This is a genomic window from Phenylobacterium sp. (assembly GCF_965229015.1).
In the GTDB taxonomy this organism is placed as follows: domain Bacteria; phylum Pseudomonadota; class Alphaproteobacteria; order Caulobacterales; family Caulobacteraceae; genus Phenylobacterium.
This window is the reverse complement of record NZ_CBDDIM010000002.1, coordinates 558,179-572,216: the sequence shown is the minus strand read 5'-3', so window position 1 is coordinate 572,216 and position 14,038 is coordinate 558,179. Positions and strand designations below refer to the sequence as shown.

Here is a 14,038-nt window from a genome sequence, read left to right as displayed (position 1 = left end):
CTAGCGTGCCTCTTGCTTTGCGAGCGCCGGGGTGGCGGGCCAGCCGCCTCCCAGGGCCTTGTAGGTCTGGACGGCGCGGCGCAGGGCCTGGACCTGGGCGCTGGTCAGGGCCGACCGCGTCGTGCGCCAGGACTGCTCGGCGCCGAGCGCCGTCTGAAGATCGTCGATGCCGGCGGCGTAGCGCACGCGACTGGCCTCGTAGGCCCGCTCGGCGCGACGCTCCCCGTCGGTGAGCAGGTCGACCCGGCGGCGATCGGACTCCAGCCGCGTCAGCGCGCTGTCGGCCTCGCCATAGGCGGTCTGCACCGCCTTCTCATAGGCGATGACCGCCTGTTCGGTGCGGGCGTCCTGGGCCTTGAGGTCCTGGAGCAGCTTGGGGATCGACAGGATCGGCTGGGTCAGGCCCGCCCCGATCGACCAGTTGCGGGTCGAGGACTCGTAACCCGGCTGCTCGGTCTTGGAGAGGCCGATGCCCGGGGTCAGGGTGAAGGTCGGGAAGAAGGCGAGCTTGGCGTAGGTCAGGCGGCCGGCGGCTGAGCGGACCCCGGCCTCGGCCTGGCGCACGTCGGGGCGCCGAGCCAGCAGCTGGCCGGGCACCGTGGCCGGGACCGGCGGGATCTCGCCGACGCTGGCGGGGGTGGGAATGCTGGCCAGGGGATCGATCCCGCGGCCCACCAGCACCAGCAGGGTGCGGCGCGTGGCCTTCAGCTCGGCCTCCAGGCTGGCGGCCTGGCCCTCGGCCTGGGCCAGGTCCCCGGCCACCCGGTCGGCGTCGGAGGCGGAGCCCAGGCCGCGCTCGGCCTTGGTGTTGGCCACGCGCTGCAGCGCTTGCTGGATGCGGGCTGTCTCGCGCGCGTCCTCGAGCTGGATGGCCTGGCCGCGAGCCTGGAAATAGGTGTCGGCGACATTGGCCGCCAGGCTGGCGCGGGCGCCCTCATAGCTGGCCTCGGCGGCGTTGGTGTCCCCGCGGGCGGCCTTGGCCACCGCGAAGATCCGGCCGAACAGGTCGACCTCCCAGCTCACGTTCAGGCTGGCGTTGGAGGTGGTGCTCTCCCCGTTGGTGGAGAAGCCCGGAATGTTGACCACCGTCCCGGAGGTCTGGGTGGTGTGGGTCTCCTTGGTGGAGCCCGCGGCGTTGCCCTGGGGCAGGAAGGCGATCAGGGCGTTGGAGGAGGTGGCGCGGGCCTCGGTCAGCCGCGCGGCGGCCGAGCGGGAATCCGGCGCGGCCACCAGGGCCTGCTCGATCAGATTGGTCAGCACCGGGTCGTTGAACTGGGTCCACCAGCGGTCGAGGGCCGCGGCGTCGATGGACGCCTGGGCGGGCTGGGGCGCCTCGAAGGCGGCGGGCAGGGCGATGTCGGGCTTGCGCGCCGAAGCGCATGCGGCAAGCGTCAGACAGGCCAGTCCGGCTACGAATGTGGCGGGGCGCATGATCTCTGTCGTTGTCAGACCGCGAATCGCCGCCGAGTGTATCGGCTTTGGGGAGGCGCGACGCGGTTAGCTGAAGCTCCCTTGATCATAGCAAGCCGACCGGCGGATTGCAGCGACGTTACAAACCGCCTGCGCGCTTGCCGGTGCGGCGCGCGGGTCACACTCATTCCGGGTTGGATCGTTCAAGATTGAACCATCCCGCGCCGGATGACATTCGGCCCGACCCCTGGCCCAACATGCTCTAGCGCCGGGGCCAGGGGCTCGCTAGGGTCGGGGCAAATCTGGTCCTTCCTTGAGTGTATTCATGAAACAATTCCTCCTGGCCGGCGCATGCGCGTGGGCGGTTCTGGCCCTGGGCGCGCCCGCGGGCGCCGCCGACATCGATCCGGCGAAGATCGCCGACCACGTCAAGATCCTGGCCTCCGACGCCTTCGAGGGTCGCGGCCCGGCCACCGCCGGCGAGGTGAAGACGGTCCAGTACCTCACCGACCAGTTCAAGGCCGCGGGCCTGCAGCCCGGCGGCGACCTGCAGAAGGACGGCGCGCGGGCCTGGACCCAGGACGTGCCGCTGGCGCAGTTCGACAACAAGGACCCCATCAAGGTCAGCGTCACCGTCAATGGCCAGGTCCAGACCTGGGCCCAGGGCGAGCAGATCGCCATCCGCGCGCCCCAGACCGGGGTCGACCACGTGAGCGTGAAGGACGCCCCGGTCGTCTTCGTCGGCTACGGCGTCAAGGCGCCCGAGCGCAACTGGGACGACTTCAAGGGCGTGGACCTGAAGGGCAAGATCGCGCTCGTCCTGGTCAACGACCCCGACTTCGAGACCGGCCAGGGCGACTTCGGCGGCAAGGCCATGACCTACTACGGCCGCTGGACCTACAAGTACGAGGAGGCCGCCCGCCAAGGCGCCGTCGGCTTCATCGTCATCCACGAGACGGCCCCGGCCTCCTACGGCTGGAACACGGTGAAGAACTCCAACACCAACACCGTCTTCGACATCATCCGCGCCGACCCCACCAAGGCCCACGCCCCGATCGAGGCCTGGATCCAACGTGATCCGGCCGTGGAGCTGTTCAAGGCCTCGGGCCTGGATTTCGAGGCCCTGAAGAAGCAGGCCCAGACCCGCGACTTCAAGCCGGTGACCCTGAAGGGCGTGACCTTCTCCACCGACATCGCCGTCGACGCCAAGAAGATCGTGTCGAAGAACGTGGCGGGCCTGCTGCCGGGGACCAAGCACCCCGAGGACAAGGTGATCTACACCGCCCACTGGGACCACCTGGGGGTCGGCCTGCCCGACGCCAAGGGCGACCGGATCTATAACGGCGCCCTGGACAACGCCTCGGGGACCTCGGTGCTGATCGAGATGGCCCGGGCGGCCGCGGCCCAGCCGCGCACCGAGCGCTCGATGCTGTTCCTGGCGGTCACCGCCGAGGAGAAGGGCCTGCTGGGGTCGGAATACTACGCCGCCAACCCGCTTTATCCCCTCGCCACCACCGTGGCCGACATCAACATGGATGGCGCATCGGTCAACGGCCCGTCGCGGGACTTCGGCACCTCCGGCGACGCGCCGCTGACCCTGCAGGACGATCTGATCGAGGTCGCCAAGGGCTACCACATGACCTACAGCCCCGATCCGCGTCCGGGCGCCGGCAGCTTCTTCCGCTCCGACCACTTCTCCTTCGCCAAGCGCGGCGTGCCGGCCATCTCCTTCGGAGGCGGCCAGGACCTGGTGAACGGCGGCAAGGCCCGCGGCGAGGCCCTGCAGAAGGCCTACACCACCGACAAGTACCACCAGCCGGCCGACGAATATTCCGCCGACTGGGACCTGACCGGCGCGGCCCAGAACGCCGAGATGCTGCTGGACCTGGGGACCAGGCTCGCCAATTCCCGCGAGTGGCCGGAATGGAAGGCCGGGTCGGAGTTCAAGGCCGAGCGGGACAAGACCGCCTCGGCGCGCAAGTAGGAGAGCGGGCGGCATGGCGAAGGCAGGCGTCATCCGCGCCGGCATCGGAGGCTGGACCTTCGAGCCCTGGCGCGGGGTCTTCTATCCCGACGGCCTCAAGCAGGCCGACGAGCTCGCCTACGCCAGCCGCCACCTCACCACCATCGAGATCAACTCCACCTACTATTCGTCCCAGAAGCCCGAGACCTTCGCCAAGTGGAAGGCGGCCACCCCCGAGGGCTTCATCTTCTCCGTCAAGGCCTCGCGGTTCTGCACCAACCGCAAGATCCTGGCCCAGTCGGGGGAGTCGATCGGCAAGTTCCTGAACCAGGGGATCGTCGAGCTGGGGGACCGGCTTGGGCCGATCCTGTGGCAGTTCATGCCCACCAAGACGTTCGAGCCCGCCGACTTCGAGGCCTTCCTCGACCTGCTGCCCAGGACCCAAGGGGGCCTGAAGCTGCGGCACGTGGTGGAGGTGCGCAACGCCAGCTTCCTCGACGTGGCCTTCATCGCCATGTGCCGCCATCGCAACGTCGCCATCTGCGTGTCGGAGAACGACCGCTATCCGATGATCCCCGACGTCACCGCCGACTTCGTCTACGCCCGCCTGCTGGACGGCTCCGACGACATCGAGACCGGCTATCCGGCCGACGGCCTGGACCTCTGGGCGCGTCGGTTTGGCCAGTACGCCCAGGGCCGCTGCCCCGACGACCTGACGCCGGTGGACCGCACGGCGCCGGCCGAGCAGCCGGTGGACGTGTTCAGCTACTTCATCCACGAGGGGAAGGTCCGCGCCCCGGCCGCGGCCATGGCGCTCATCAGCCGCGTGAATCGCTAGGCCGGGCCGACCCGTCCAGGTTGCGACAATCTGCCGCACGGCGTTATTTCAGGTCTCCAGCGCGGGCTCGGCCCATAACAAAACACCTCCGGCCCAGGGGGCCGGAGGTGTGATTTGCAAGAATGATGATTCTTGGAGCTGCGGTCTAGCCGCCGCCCGGGAAGCGCATCGGGACCTTAACGACCCCGGTCTTCGACCCCATGGGCAGCGCTTCGGCGACGCAGAGCGCGGCCTTGTCGAACCCCTTGTTGGGTTGGGTGTTATCCAGCACCTTGCAGCCCGAAAGCTTGCCGGCGTCAGCGGTGCATTCCAGCATGACCATGGCCGCGTCCCGCGTATTAGCGTTCTTCGTCAGGCAACGGCCCATGCTGTCCTCGAAGCTCCCGGCAGACGCCGAACCGGCGACGGCCAGAGCCAGGGCGCAACCGCCCAAGATCTTGATGATATTTTTCATGCCCCACTCCTTTCTAGATTTGGACAAGTGGAGGTTGAAGCATTCAGGTTAAGAGAGTCTGATCCGGGCCACCCGATTTGTGGTTAATCAACAGTAAACGCCAAGATCACATTTTCGAGTCTCTATAGTGGGAGTCGCGACCCCCAATTCGCCCCCAACTCATTTCGGTGACGTTTGGTTAGCAACCTCGCGGCATGGTGACCGCGTCGCTAACCGTGTTTACGGGGGATTTTAGAGTGAAGCGCTTCAGGCTCGTGGATACGCCGCTGATCATCAAGATCGGCTTCGCGCCCGCTTTCGCACTGGTCATGCTGGCCTGTCTGGCCACCGGAGCCATCATCCTGCAACGCGGCCAGGCCGCCGAACTGCGGCAGGTGGTCCAGGTGGACATGCCCAACAGTCTGCGGATGCAGAAGGTCTCCGAACGGATCACCGCCGTTCACGGCCAGCTCTATTTCCTGCTGACCCACCAGGCGGCCTCCATCGAGGTGGAGAAGATCGACGCCGATTCCAAGGCCATGCTCGCCGAGATCGACTCGATCAAGAAGGAGGTGGAAACCGCCCGCAAGACCGCCCCGGCCGATCAGAAGAAATCCTATGACGAACTGATCAAGGCGCTCGGCAACACCCGCGACGCCCTGGACGTCATCTGCGCCATGATCACCGCCGACTTCGGCACGGCCGCCGGCTTCGCCGCCCCGTTCGAAGAAGAATACGGCAAGATGAGCGCCACCCTCCACAAGATCGTGGAAGCCGGCCAGGCGGTCACCGACAAGAGCGCCGCCGAGAGCGGCGAGCGCGCCAAGACCGCCCAGACCATGACCATGGTGGGCGCCCTGGCCACCCTGCTGATCGCCGGCGCCCTGGCCGTCAGCCTGACCCTGACCCTGCGCCGCGACGTCAAGAAGATCGCCAGCGCCACCGAGGCCCTGTCGCGCGGCGACAACAGCATCAATCTCGACGCCCTGGCCCGTAAGGACGAGCTCGGCGCCATCGTCTCCTCCCTGACCGTCTTCCGCGACAACCAGCTCCACCTGGAGAAGCTGCGCCAGGAGAGCGAGACCGCCGAGGCCTCCGCCGAGGCCGCCCGCCGCCAGAACGCCGAAGCCGCGGCGGCCATCGCCGAGGAACAGGCCAATGTGGTCACCAACCTGGCTCGCGCCCTGGACGCGCTCGCCTCCGGCGACCTGACCTACCGGGTCGAGACCGAGTTCCCGGGCGACTACCGCAAGCTTCGCGACGACTTCAACGCCGCCGTGGCCAAGCTGGAAGAAGCCATGACCGCCATCGCCGGCGCGACGGCCTCCATCCAGTCGGGCGCTGGCGAGATCAGCCACTCGGCCGACGATCTGTCGCGCCGCACCGAGCACCAGGCCGCGACCCTGGAAGAGACCGCCGCGGCCCTCGACCAGATCACCGCCACCGTCAACAAGACCTCCGAGGGCGCCACCCACGGCCGCGAGGCCACCGCCTCGGCCAAGACCGACGCCGAACAGTCCGGCGAGATCGTCCGCAAGGCGGTCGTGGCCATGAACTCGATCCAGGAAGGTTCCAACAAGATCAGCCAGATCATCGGCGTGGTCGACGAGATCGCCTTCCAGACCAACCTGCTGGCCCTGAACGCCGGGGTGGAAGCCGCCCGCGCCGGGGAGTCCGGCAAGGGCTTCGCCGTGGTCGCCTCCGAGGTCCGGGCCCTGGCCCAGCGCTCGGCCGAAGCGGCCAAGGAGATCAAGGCGCTCATCTCGGCCTCGACCCAACAGGTCGCCGAGGGCGTGGGTCTGGTGGACGAGACCGGCAAGGCGCTGGAGCGCATCGTGCGCCAGGTCGGCGAGATCTCCAACGTGGTGGGCGAGATCGCCGCCTCGGCCAAGGAAGAGGCGCTTGGCCTCGGCCAGGTGAACACCGCCGTCAACCAGATGGACCAGGTCACCCAGCAGAACGCGGCCATGGTGGAGGAATCCACCGCCGCCAGCCGTGTCCTGGCCGACGAGGCCGAGGAGCTGGCCCGCCTGGTGGGCCGCTTCCGGGTCTCCGGCGGGGCTGCGGCCTCCAGCCGCGCGCCCGAACGTCAACAGGCCGCCCCGGCGCGTCACGCCCCGGCCCCGCGGTCCCAGGCCCAGTACGCCCCGGCCACCCGCGGGAACACCGCCCTCGCCCAACAGCCCCAGGCCGAGGACGACAGCTGGGAAGAGTTCTAAGAGCTTCTGACTTCCAAAGGGGCGTCTGAAGGGGGACCGCTGCAAGGCGGTCCCCCTTTTCATTTGACCGACCCGGCGTCAGCGGCGCGCACTTCCTCCAACGATAAGGAGGAGCGCCGCCATGGCTGAACTGACCCAAGACGACCTGATGTTCCGGCCAGGCCTGATGAAGGGCGAACGGATCCTGATCACCGGCGGCGGCACGGGCCTGGGCAAGGTGATGGCCGAGGCCTGCCTGATCCTGGGGGCCGAGGTCTATATCTGCGGCCGCCGCGGCGGGGTGGTGGAGGCCGCGGCCAAGGACCTGATGGCCGCCCACGGGGGCAAGGTGGTGGGCATCGCCTGCGACATCCGCGTGCCCGAGGCGATCACCGACATGATGGACCAGATCTGGGCCGACGGCGGGGCGCTCACCGGCCTGGTCAACAACGCCGCGGGCAACTTCATCAGCCGCACCCAGGACCTGTCGCCGCGCGGCTTCGACGCCATCGCCAACATCGTCTTCCGCGGCTCCTTCTTCGTCACCCTGGACGCTGGCAAGCGCTGGATCGCCGAGGGCCGGAAGGCCTCGGTGGTCTCCATCCTCACCACCTGGATCTGGAACGGCGGCCCCTTCACCGTGCCCTCGGCCATGTCCAAGGCGGGCCTGGCCACCATGAGCCAGTCCCTGGCGGTGGAATGGGGTCCCTACGGCATCCGCTTCAACAACATCGCCCCCGGCCCCTTCCCCACGGAGGGGATGAGCGCCCGCCTCAATCCGGGCGAGGCGCGCGACGACGGCCAGGCCAGCCGCACCGGCAACCCCATGGGACGGGTCGGCGAGATGCGGGAGCTGGCCAATCTGGCGGTCTACCTGCTGCACCCCCTGTCGGCCTATGTGAACGGCCAGACCATCGCCATCGACGGCGCGGCCTGGCAGGCCTCGGGGGGCAACTTCTCGGGCCTGCGGGCCTGGACCGACGACCAGTGGGCCGCCGCCAAGGAGTCCATCCAGGCCACCAACGCCAAGGACCGGGCCGCCCGAACGGTCTGATCATGGTTAACGCGGTCTTAAGATCGCGCTGCGAGGGTGGGGCATGCGCAAAGCCCTCCCCCTCGTGGCGCTGATCCTGGTCCTGGCCGCTCCGGCCCTGGCGGCGCCCGCCCTGCGCGGGTCGCAGTCGGCCGACCCGCCGGCCCCCGTCGGCGTGAGCACGCCGCAGACCCCCGCCGTCGACCTCGCGCCCCAGCTCCCCATTCCCCTGCGCACCCTGGCCGAGACGCCCGTGGCCGGCGAGGCCGGCCAATGCCGTCTGACCTGCGCCCAGTCCTATTATTTCTGCCTGGCCAGCGACGGGGCCGAGGACTGCGCCCCCACCTGGGGTCAGTGCCGGGCCAAGTGCGACGCCCCCAGCCCGGTTGCGAGCGCCGTCCCCGGCTGACATCGTGGCCGCCGACCTCTCGGAGCCCCCCGCCATGAAGCCCCTGTTCACCGCCGCCGCCCTCCTGGCCCTCGCCGCCTGCGGCCCCAAGGCGGCCCAGCAGGCCAAGCCGGCGGCCGCCCCCATCGCCTGCGCCGGCCTGCCCGCCTACGCCCCGGTCTATCCCGGCGCCAAGGTCACCCTCTGCACCCAGGGCGATTCGACTCCCGGCAAGATCGGCGGGGCGGTGGGCTTCACCAGCCCCGACGCCCCCGACACCATCGTCGCCCTCTACAAGGACGGCGCGGCGGCCGCCGGCCTGCGCCCGGGCCTGGACCTGGACCAGGGCGGATCGAAGGTGTTCTCGGCCCAGGACGGCGACCGCACGGTGCGCATCCAGGCCCTGCCGGAGGCCAACGGCGGCTCCACCGCCATCCTCACCTGGGGCGCGGCCAAGCCCGGCTGATCGCCCGCAACGCGTGGCGGTTGGCGAGGCGGGGTTCGAGTGTCTAGTATGACACCCGTCACGATTTGATTTCAGGAATAGATGTCCCAGGTCGCTTATCTACCGGTCGGCAAACGCGAACAGACCAAGGTCCAGAATCGCCAGGCCATTCTCGACGCCGCGCGCGAGGTGTTCGGGGAGTTGGGGTACGAGGCCTGCACGGTGCGCGACATCATCCGGCGCACCGGCCTCGCGGCCGGCACCTTCTACAACTATTACCGCTCCAAGGATGAGGTCTATGTCGCCCTCTCCGACGAGGGCGCCCGGCGCTTCACCCCGCTACTGAAGGCCCAGCGGGCGCAGTCGGCCGACTGGTCGAGCTTCGTACGGGCCGCCATCGAGGCCTATTTCGGCTTCCTGGCCGACGAGCACAAAAGCTGGTTGGCCCGGCGCCCGGTGGACGAGCCTATTCCTCACGTGCACGGCGAGACCCCGGAAATGGCCGCGGTGTTCAACGAGGTGCGCCAGGCCATCGTCGACGAGATCGCCCGCGGCGGCGCCCCCGGCGCCGATCCGGACTATCTGGCCGCCGCCTGCATCGCCATCGCTCGCGAGGTCGGCGAGAAGATGGTCGCCCGCCGCCCCATCGACACCAAGGCCGCCGCCGACTTCGTGGTCGCGCTCATCGAGGGGGGCGTGAAGGGGCTGCCCAAGTCTCCGGTCTAGGATGGCCAGCGTCTCAGCCCAGCGGTTCGTGGTCCGCACCCTGCTCTCCCTGCCCGCCCCGATCCTGCGCCTGCTCTCGGGCGGCGGCGTGGTCTATCGCGGCGGCCGCACCCTCGATCCGCGCCTGCAGTTCCTGGCCGCCGGCGCCGCCCGCGCCCCGGCCATGACCACCCTCAGCCCCGAGGAGGCCCGGCGGGCCAACACGCAGGGCCTGGCCGCCCTCGGTGGTCCCCCCGAGCCCGGGGTGCGCACCGAGAGCGTCAGCATTCCGGGCGGCGCAGAATCCATCCCCGCCCGCGCCTACCGCCCCGACAACCAGGACCCCGCCGCGCCCCTGATGGTCTTCGCCCACTTCGGCGGCGGGGTGATCGGCGACCTGGAGACCTGCGACACCTTTTGCGGAATCCTCGCCAGGATCGCCCGCTGTCCGGTGCTGTCGGTGGAATACCGCCTGGCGCCGGAGCACCGCTTCCCCGCCGGGCTGGAGGACGTGCTGGCCGCCTACCGCTGGGGCCGCGACAACGCCGCCCGCTTCGGGGCGCCGGCCGGCCGCGCGGCCATCGGCGGCGACTCCATGGGGGGCAATTTCGCCGCCATCGTCGCCCAGGAACTCAAGCGCGCCGGGGAGGCCCAGCCCGACCTGCAGCTGCTGATCTATCCCTGCACTGATGTGGCCAGCGAAACCGCGTCGATGACCACCTATGCGGAGGCCTTCCCCCTTAGCCGGGCGATGATGGACTGGTTCATGGGACACTATATGGGCCCCGAGGCCGACCCCGCCGATCCGCGCCTGTCGCCGGTGCGCGCGCCGGACCTCTCGGGCCTGGCGCCGGCCGTGGTGGTGACCGCCGGCTTCGACCCCCTGGTGGACCAGGGCGAGGCCTACGCCAAGCGGCTGAAGGACGCCGGGGTCCCCACCGTCTATCGCTGCTATGACAGCCTGGCCCACGGCTTCACCGCCTTCACCGGGGCCGTCCCCTGCGCCGACACCGCCGGCCGCGAGATCGCCGGCTTGGTGCGCGAGGGCTTCGAAGGGCGGATCCACTGATGCGCGCCCTGGTGGTGGAGGCCCTGGCCGCCGACTATGGCGGCTGCGTGCTCAAGGAGATCCCGACGCCGGACCCCGGTCCGGGCGAGGTGCGGATCCGCGTGAAGGCCGCCGCCGTCAACTTCCCCGACCTGCTGCAGACCCGCGGCGAGTACCAGCACAAGCCGCCCCTGCCCTTCATTCCCGGCATGGAGATCGCCGGCGAGGTGGAAGCCCTGGGGGAGGGCGTCACCCAGTGGAAGCTCGGCGACGCCGTCGTCGGCGGCGCCCGCATCGGCGGCTTCTCGGAATATGCCGTCACTCCGGCCGCGGCCCTGCGGCCCAAGCCCGCCAACCTCTCCTTCAGCCAGGCCGCCGGCTACGCCACCGCCTATCTGACCGCCTATGTCTCCCTCGTCCGCCGCGCCCAGGTGGAGCCGGGCGAATGGGTGCTGGTGCACGGCGCCGCCGGCGGGGTGGGCCTCGCCGCCGTCGACCTGGCCAAGCATCTCGGCTGCAAGGTGATCGCCGCCTCGGCCTCGGACGAGAAACTGGCGATCGTGGCCCGCGAATACGCGCCCGACGCCACGGTGAACGTCACCGGCGGCTTCCGCGAGAAGGTCAAGGAGATCACCGGCGGCCGCGGGGCCGACGTGATCTACGACCCCGTGGGGGGCGACGTCTTCGACGAGAGCGTCCGCTGCATCGCCTTCAACGGCCGCATCCTCTCCATCGGCTTCACCTCCGGCCGCCTGCCGGTGCTGCCGGTGAACATGGCCCTGATCAAGGGCTTCTCGGTGATGGGCGTCCGGGCCGGCGAGTACGGCCGCCAGTTCCCCGAGAAGGGCCGCGAGAACATCGCCGCCGTCTGGGCGCTGGCCAATGAGGGCAAGGTCCACCCCCGCGTCGACCACGAATATCCGCTGACGGAATGGCGGGCGGCGTTCGAAAGCCTCGCCGAGCGCAAGGTCGTGGGCAAGACCATCGTACGGCCGGACCTCTAGGCGCGTGGTGGCCGCCCAGGAGTACGCCGACTGGCGACAGGCGGCCTGGAGGGCGCTGGAAGCGAAGAACGCCCGCATCTATGGCGACTTCAGGCTCAGCCACTGGCCCCGCTACGACTACGACCTCGAGGCCGGAACCCTGACCTTCTCGGACGCCAGCGGGCCCAAGGTGGTGGCGACGATCCAGATCGTGGGCAGTGTCTCGGTCCAGGCCGGCGACTGGCTGTGGGCCTGGGCCAACCCCCACTGGCCCGACGCGGTCTGCGAGGACGCGCTGGCCACCCGCCGCCATGGGGAGGAGCATGGGATCCTGGAGCTTGTCGAACAGCATGCGCAGGCCGCCAACACCATGCAGCTGGCCTGGGAACTGACCGCGATCGCGGCTCACCTCACCGGCGCCATGGGGGCCTATCGCGCGCCCGACGCCAACACGCCCCTCTTCCTGCTCATCAAGGACATCGCCTTCGCGAGCTAGGGGACCGGGAACCCCGTCAGGTCCCAGGTGGCCTTGGAGCTGTTCGGCAGCACCACGATGGCGTCGTGGGCGAAGATGTAGTCCCGCAGGGCCGCCTGCTGTTCGACCGGAACCTGGCCCGCGAAGGCCCGCGACCAGGGATGCAGGGGCCGCAGGTCGACCACCACCGGCTGTTTGGGCGGGCCGTCGGGGAACAGGGCCTTCATCCATTCCCCCTCCTCGGTGACGTCGGAATTGTATCCGCCCACCGGGACCACCACGATCCCATAGGCCTCGCGTCCGTTCGAGATGGCCAGTTCGTGGGCGAAATTGCCGAGGGTGAAGGCGCCGCCCGGGCTGCGGCCGCGGTACATGTGCCAGCTGCCGAACTTGAACATCACCTTGGGCGGGGCGCCGGCCCGCGCTACCTGGCGGTAGTGGTCCATGAAGGCGCGCTTGAAGAGGGCCTCGCGCTCGGTGTTGTTGTAGAGCCCCACCCGCTCCCCGGCCATGGCGCGGCGATTGTAGGAATAGATCTCCGCCGAGGTGACGATCCCGGTCAGCAGGACGTCGGCGCGCGAACCCGGCTTGGCGGCGAAGGCGGCCTTCAGGGCGGTGAGCCGCGGCAGGGTGGTGGGATCGTCGTGGATGAAGCCGCCGGGGCTGGTCCGGCTCTCCTTTGCGCGGGCCTCCGCCAGCAGGGCCTGGGCGGTCGCGCGGACGCCGGCGTTGGGCGCCAGGGCGACCAGCTCCTCCAGGTAGCGGATCGAGCCCTGGGCCTGCTCCAGGCCCCAGACCGAGGGGTCCCCCGGGCGGGCGGAGGCGGTGGCCTGGGCCAGGAAGCCCAGGTCCTGGTCCGAGGAGAAGCCGAGATGGGTCGGATGGCTGCGGGAGAAGGCGGCGATCTTCTTCAGGTCGCCCCGATAGGCGGGGCTGTTGAGGTCGGCGATCGCCAGCGGGTCCTGCTCCACCGCCAGGTAGCGGAAGCCCAGATCCTGCCGCAGCCGGCCATAGAGGGCGCCGGCGAAGATCGGCACCTCGTGGTCGTGGTGGCTCTCCCCCAGCAGCACGAACTGGGCCTTGGCCATCTGTCCCATCAGGAAGTCGGCGCCCGGCCCGGCCAGCCTGCCGTCCGCATAGGTGAAGGGCCGGGTGTTGGCCGCCAGCAGGGCGCGGGTGTCCACCGGCGCCGCGGTCTGGGCGGCCGCGGCGCTCGCCAGGCCCAGGGCCGCCAGGATCGACAACAGGACGCGCATCGGAAGTTCCCCCTCAGGACGGGCGAACTATGCCGGGCGTCGCCCGCGTCACAACTTACAACGCGGCAATGTCGCGGCCCCTTGGGCTGCAGCCCATTCGGCGCCATCTTCGTCCCATGACCATCGGTAGCGAAGACGAACTCGACAAACTGCGGGCGGCCGGAAACCTCGTGGCCCGCACGCTCACGGCCATGGGCGCGGCCCTGGAGCCGGGGATCACCACCCGCGAACTGGACCAGCTCGGCCGGGCCATGCTGGAGCGTGAGGGCGCGCGCTCAGCCCCGGAGGTCACCTACGACTTCCCCGGCGCCACCTGCATCTCGGTGGGGCCGGCCTGCGCCCATGGCATCCCCGACGACACGGTCATCAAGGCCGGCGACCTGGTGAACATCGACGTCTCCGCCGAGATCGACGGCTTCTTTGGCGACACCGGCGCCAGCTTCGCGGTGCCGCCGACCGCGCCGAAGATCGAGCGCCTGTGCCGCGACGGGCGCCGCGCCATGTGGACCGGCATCCGCTCGGTGCGGCCGGGCGCCAAGCTCAACGAGATCGGCCGGTCCATCGAGGGCTTCGCCCGCAAGAACGGCTACAGCCTGGTGCGCAACCTGGCCTCCCACGGGGTCGGCCGCTCCCTGCACGACGAGCCCGGCGACATCCCCACCTGGTACGAGCCCCGCGACGAGCGCCGCATCTCCGAGGGCCTGGTCTTCACCATCGAGCCCTTCCTGTCCCTCGGCGCCGACTGGGTCGAGGAGCTGGCGGACGGCTGGACCCTGCGCCCCGCCGGCGGCCAGCCCACGGTGCAATACGAACACACCCTGGTGGCCACCGCCCGCGGGCCGGTGATCCTCACCCTAGCCTGA

14 protein-coding genes are annotated in these 14,038 nt (G+C 69.8%); 11 read left to right on the top strand and 3 right to left on the bottom strand.

Translation table 11 applies throughout. The annotated features are described in order from the left end of the window. On the bottom strand, positions 1-1,431 hold the full coding sequence (locus tag ACO06I_RS19075; protein WP_421934202.1) for an efflux transporter outer membrane subunit: 1,431 nt from the start codon (positions 1,429-1,431) through the stop codon (positions 1-3). 304 nt (positions 1,432-1,735) lie between these two features. Here ACO06I_RS19075 and ACO06I_RS19070 point away from each other — a divergent pair, with 304 nt between their 5' ends. After that, positions 1,736-3,394 (top strand): M28 family metallopeptidase, encoded by a 1,659-nt coding sequence (locus ACO06I_RS19070; protein ID WP_421934201.1) that lies wholly within the window; start codon positions 1,736-1,738, stop codon positions 3,392-3,394. 13 nt (positions 3,395-3,407) lie between these two features. Then, positions 3,408-4,211: a DUF72 domain-containing protein gene (locus ACO06I_RS19065; protein WP_421934200.1), complete on the top strand. Its 804-nt coding sequence runs from the start codon at positions 3,408-3,410 to the stop codon at positions 4,209-4,211. Between the two features lie 145 nt (positions 4,212-4,356). On the opposite strand, the gene ACO06I_RS19060 is transcribed toward ACO06I_RS19065, so the two are convergent. Continuing rightward, positions 4,357-4,665 (bottom strand): hypothetical protein, encoded by a 309-nt coding sequence (locus tag ACO06I_RS19060; RefSeq protein ID WP_421934199.1) that lies wholly within the window; start codon positions 4,663-4,665, stop codon positions 4,357-4,359. Between the two features lie 236 nt (positions 4,666-4,901). Between ACO06I_RS19060 and ACO06I_RS19055 the strand changes: the two genes are divergently transcribed. From ACO06I_RS19055 to ACO06I_RS19020, 8 genes are all read left to right on the top strand, one after another. Beyond that, a complete protein-coding gene (locus tag ACO06I_RS19055) occupies positions 4,902-6,863 on the top strand; it encodes a methyl-accepting chemotaxis protein (protein WP_421934198.1) in 1,962 nt (653 codons plus the stop codon). 121 nt (positions 6,864-6,984) lie between these two features. Next, positions 6,985-7,896, top strand: a complete 912-nt coding sequence (locus ACO06I_RS19050) for an SDR family oxidoreductase (RefSeq protein ID WP_421934197.1) — start codon at positions 6,985-6,987, stop codon at positions 7,894-7,896. Positions 7,897-7,939: 43 nt separating this feature from the next. Further along, positions 7,940-8,284, top strand: coding sequence for a hypothetical protein (locus ACO06I_RS19045; RefSeq protein WP_421934196.1), 345 nt, complete (start codon positions 7,940-7,942; stop codon positions 8,282-8,284). Between the two features lie 34 nt (positions 8,285-8,318). After that, positions 8,319-8,729 (top strand): hypothetical protein, encoded by a 411-nt coding sequence (locus ACO06I_RS19040; RefSeq protein WP_421934195.1) that lies wholly within the window; start codon positions 8,319-8,321, stop codon positions 8,727-8,729. A gap of 81 nt (positions 8,730-8,810) precedes the next feature. Continuing rightward, on the top strand, positions 8,811-9,434 hold the full coding sequence (locus ACO06I_RS19035) for a TetR/AcrR family transcriptional regulator (protein ID WP_421934194.1): 624 nt from the start codon (positions 8,811-8,813) through the stop codon (positions 9,432-9,434). 1 nt (position 9,435) lies between these two features. After that, complete coding sequence (locus ACO06I_RS19030) at positions 9,436-10,482, top strand: alpha/beta hydrolase (RefSeq protein WP_421934193.1); 1,047 nt, start codon at positions 9,436-9,438, stop codon at positions 10,480-10,482. Then, positions 10,482-11,465 carry an NADPH:quinone oxidoreductase family protein gene (locus ACO06I_RS19025; protein WP_421934192.1) on the top strand — a complete coding sequence of 328 codons (984 nt, stop codon included), beginning with the start codon at positions 10,482-10,484 and terminating at the stop codon, positions 11,463-11,465. Before ACO06I_RS19030 ends, ACO06I_RS19025 begins: the two co-directional genes overlap by 1 nt. Positions 11,466-11,469: 4 nt before the next feature. Then, positions 11,470-11,940: a DUF6882 domain-containing protein gene (locus tag ACO06I_RS19020; RefSeq protein WP_421934191.1), complete on the top strand. Its 471-nt coding sequence runs from the start codon at positions 11,470-11,472 to the stop codon at positions 11,938-11,940. Here ACO06I_RS19020 and ACO06I_RS19015 read toward each other — a convergent pair. Then, positions 11,937-13,175, bottom strand: a complete 1,239-nt coding sequence (locus tag ACO06I_RS19015) for a hypothetical protein (RefSeq protein ID WP_421934190.1) — start codon at positions 13,173-13,175, stop codon at positions 11,937-11,939. The two genes, ACO06I_RS19020 and ACO06I_RS19015, sit on opposite strands and share 4 nt — an antisense overlap. A gap of 116 nt (positions 13,176-13,291) precedes the next feature. Between ACO06I_RS19015 and map the strand changes: the two genes are divergently transcribed. After that, positions 13,292-14,038: a type I methionyl aminopeptidase gene (gene map / locus ACO06I_RS19010; RefSeq protein ID WP_421934189.1), complete on the top strand. Its 747-nt coding sequence runs from the start codon at positions 13,292-13,294 to the stop codon at positions 14,036-14,038.

Excerpts from the sequence above, each read along its gene's own strand:
- ACO06I_RS19075 (WP_421934202.1), bottom strand. The coding sequence starts at position 1,431 with ATGCGCCCCGCCACATTCGTAGCCGGACTGGCCTGTCTGACGCTTGCC.
- ACO06I_RS19070 (WP_421934201.1), top strand. The coding sequence starts at position 1,736 with ATGAAACAATTCCTCCTGGCCGGCGCATGCGCGTGGGCGGTTCTGGCC.
- ACO06I_RS19065 (WP_421934200.1), top strand. The coding sequence starts at position 3,408 with ATGGCGAAGGCAGGCGTCATCCGCGCCGGCATCGGAGGCTGGACCTTC.
- ACO06I_RS19060 (WP_421934199.1), bottom strand. The coding sequence starts at position 4,665 with ATGAAAAATATCATCAAGATCTTGGGCGGTTGCGCCCTGGCTCTGGCC.
- ACO06I_RS19050 (WP_421934197.1), top strand. The coding sequence starts at position 6,985 with ATGGCTGAACTGACCCAAGACGACCTGATGTTCCGGCCAGGCCTGATG.
- ACO06I_RS19045 (WP_421934196.1), top strand. The coding sequence starts at position 7,940 with ATGCGCAAAGCCCTCCCCCTCGTGGCGCTGATCCTGGTCCTGGCCGCT.
- ACO06I_RS19040 (WP_421934195.1), top strand. The coding sequence starts at position 8,319 with ATGAAGCCCCTGTTCACCGCCGCCGCCCTCCTGGCCCTCGCCGCCTGC.
- ACO06I_RS19035 (WP_421934194.1), top strand. The coding sequence starts at position 8,811 with ATGTCCCAGGTCGCTTATCTACCGGTCGGCAAACGCGAACAGACCAAG.
- ACO06I_RS19030 (WP_421934193.1), top strand. The coding sequence starts at position 9,436 with ATGGCCAGCGTCTCAGCCCAGCGGTTCGTGGTCCGCACCCTGCTCTCC.
- ACO06I_RS19025 (WP_421934192.1), top strand. The coding sequence starts at position 10,482 with ATGCGCGCCCTGGTGGTGGAGGCCCTGGCCGCCGACTATGGCGGCTGC.
- ACO06I_RS19015 (WP_421934190.1), bottom strand. The coding sequence starts at position 13,175 with ATGCGCGTCCTGTTGTCGATCCTGGCGGCCCTGGGCCTGGCGAGCGCC.
- map (WP_421934189.1), top strand. The coding sequence starts at position 13,292 with ATGACCATCGGTAGCGAAGACGAACTCGACAAACTGCGGGCGGCCGGA.